Annotated in this window: 4 protein-coding genes; all 4 read right to left on the bottom strand. The window is 71.6% G+C overall.

Annotated features, from left to right (window positions below):
- Positions 1-440, bottom strand: a 440-nt coding sequence (locus tag B2J89_RS20995) for a DUF4126 domain-containing protein (protein WP_169170788.1), incomplete at its 3' end; no start/stop codon positions are given.
- A 24-nt stretch (positions 441-464) separates the two neighbouring features.
- Positions 465-1268, bottom strand: a complete 804-nt coding sequence (locus B2J89_RS20990; protein ID WP_169170787.1) for an enoyl-CoA hydratase/isomerase family protein — start codon at positions 1266-1268, stop codon at positions 465-467.
- Positions 1265-1798: a DinB family protein gene (locus tag B2J89_RS20985; protein WP_169170786.1), complete on the bottom strand. Its 534-nt coding sequence runs from the start codon at positions 1796-1798 to the stop codon at positions 1265-1267. Before B2J89_RS20985 ends, B2J89_RS20990 begins: the two co-directional genes overlap by 4 nt.
- Positions 1795-2496: dienelactone hydrolase family protein (locus B2J89_RS20980; RefSeq protein WP_169170785.1), on the bottom strand; the 702-nt coding region annotated here is incomplete at its 5' end. The genes B2J89_RS20980 and B2J89_RS20985, both read right to left, overlap by 4 nt.

The raw sequence follows: 2496 nt of genomic DNA, 5'->3' as shown, positions 1-2496 counted from the left end.
CCCATCAGGCCCGCGACCACGCCCATGGTGGCGCTGTCGGCGCCAAACACCCCGGCCGCCAGCAGGGCGCCGGCGGGGATGCGGATGAAGGCGTGCACCGCATCCCAGGCGCTGTCGAGCCAGGGGATCTTGTCGGCAAAGAACTCGACCAGCAGCATGGCTCCGCTGACCACCAGCACCGCCGGATGCTGCAGCACGTGCAGCCCCGGGGGCAGCGGCAGCCAGCCGGCCGCGCCCATGGCACCGACCAGGAACACCACCGCATAGAGCCGAAACCCGCTGGCCCAGCCCAGCGCGGCGGCCAGCGCCAGCAGGCCCGGCATGTCGAGCTTTTGCGTGGCCTGCGCCGCGCCGCTCGCCATGCCCTGCACCACGCCCGCATCCACATGCAGGCCGAGCGTGTGCAGCCATTGAATGAAAGTGGGCCAGAGGTTTTCCATGGGCGCTGCGCTCCCCTGCGGGGTTCAATCCGTGCGTTGCAGCAACCACGCCGGCTTGCGCTTGTGCAGGAAGGACTGCACGCCCTCCTTGCCTTCGCTGCTGGCGCGGATGTCGGCAATGCCCTCGACGGTGGCGGCGACCAGGGCGGCGTTGATTTCGCGCTCGGCGACGTCGAGCACGAGCTTCTTGCAGGCGCGCACGGCATTCGGGCTGGCGGCCGTGAGCGCCTGGAGCAACTCGTCGACTTTGGCGTCGAGCGCCTCGGCGGCCACCACCGCGTGCACGAAGCCGATGCGCAGCGCCTCGGCCGCACCGAAGCGCTCGGCTGTCAGAAAGTAGCGGTGCGCGGCGCGCGCGCCCATGGCGCGGATCACGTAGGGGCTGATGGTGGCGGGGATCAGCCCGAGCTTCACCTCGCTGAGGCAAAAGCCTGCGCTGTCCACCGCCACGGCCATGTCGCAGGCCGCGACCAGGCCCATGCCACCGGCATACACATCGCCCTGCACGCGGGCAATCGTCGGCTTGGGGCACTCATAGATCACGCGCAGCATCTCGGCCAGCTTGGCCGCGTCCTGCAGGTTTTCGCCCCGCGTGTAGTCGGCCATGCGGCGCATCCAGTGGAGGTTGGCGCCCGCGCAGAATGCGGGGCCCTGCGCGGCCAGCACCACGGCGCGGACCTCGGCGCGTGCGCCGACCTCGGTGAAGGCCGTCGTCAGTTCGGCAATGACCTCGTCGCTGAAGGCGTTGCGGATGTCGGGCTGGGTCAGCGTGATGCGCGCCACCGCGCCTTCGTAGCCGATCTGCAGGTTGGTGCTGTTGCTTTTCATGGTGGTGTACCCGTGTGGTCCGTTGCGGTCTGCGCGGCCTGGAGGAAGTAGGCGAGGTCCAGTTCAGGGCAAGGCTGGCCCAGCGCCGTGAGTGCCGCGGTGATCTGGCCCCGGTGGTGCGTGGCGTGGTTGAACACGTGGGCGAGCGTGGCCGCGAACGGCAGCGATGCCGCCACGCCGCGCGTGGTGGTGTAGTCGAGCGTGCCTTCCCAGCGCCCAGGCGCCCACGAGGCAATCAGCGGCGCCCAGCGCCCGGCACCTTCGCGCAGGCTGGCCGCGAGCCGGGCCCGGTCGGTCTCGACCTCGGCATCGAGCGCCACGCGGGGGGACGCGCCCTCGGCAAAGCGCACGAACCACAGGCGCTGCTCGCCCACGAGCAGATGGTTCAGCGTGCCATGGATGCTGCGAAAGAACAGCCCCACATCGCGCCGGTATGCACCATCGGGCAGCCCCTGCAGCGCACCGAGCAAACGGTCTGTGGCCCATGCGTTGTAGCGCGCGAGCAAAGTGAAATGCGCATTCCAGCTCATGGCGCGGCCCGGGTGCCCAGCACCCGGCTCCAGAATGCGTCGAGCGCCGCCAGCGCCTCTGCGCGCGCCTGCGGATTGCCGCCCTGGTGCACGCCCTGCGCCAGGGCTCCGTTGGGCACGTCGGTGCGCAGGCGCACCGGGGCCGTGCCGTCGAAGCCGTGGTAGCTGTCCGGGTACACGTGCACGGCGACATCGCTGCCGGCGCGCGCCTGCAGGCCGCGTGCGAAGTCCACGCAGGGCTGCGGCGGCGTCCAGTCGTCGAGCGCGCCCAGCAGCATCAGCAGCGGGGCGTTCTCGAGCAGGGCCTGGCGTTTGCGCAGCGGACCGCAGCCCGGATAGAACACCGCGGCGCCGGCCAGGGGCGGCTCGCCGGCCTCGGGGTGCGCGCGGCGTTGCTCGAGCAGGGTCAGCGTGGTGGTGGCACCGTTGGACCAGCCGAGCACGCCGATGCGCTGCGCATCCACCTGCGGCTGCGCGGCCAGCCAGGCCAGGGCCGCGCGCGCGTCCTGGGCGCGCTGGGCCACGTCCACACTGCGCTCGCGGTAGCGGGTCTGGCAGACCTCGCGCACGCCGCGCAAGCCGAAGCTGTCGGGCATCAGCACCGCGTAGCCGGCTGCGTGCAGGCGCTCGGCCGCCTCGCGGTAGCGCACGGACAGGCCGCCGCCCTTGGCGTAGAGCCCGCCGCAGCCGTGCAATGC

The organism is Acidovorax sp. SRB_24 (genome assembly GCF_012931925.1).
Note: the sequence above shows the minus strand (reverse complement) of the source record. Positions and strands in the feature narration are given on the sequence as shown.

Excerpts from the sequence above, each read along its gene's own strand:
- B2J89_RS20990 (WP_169170787.1), bottom strand. The coding sequence starts at position 1,268 with ATGAAAAGCAACAGCACCAACCTGCAGATCGGCTACGAAGGCGCGGTG.
- B2J89_RS20985 (WP_169170786.1), bottom strand. The coding sequence starts at position 1,798 with ATGAGCTGGAATGCGCATTTCACTTTGCTCGCGCGCTACAACGCATGG.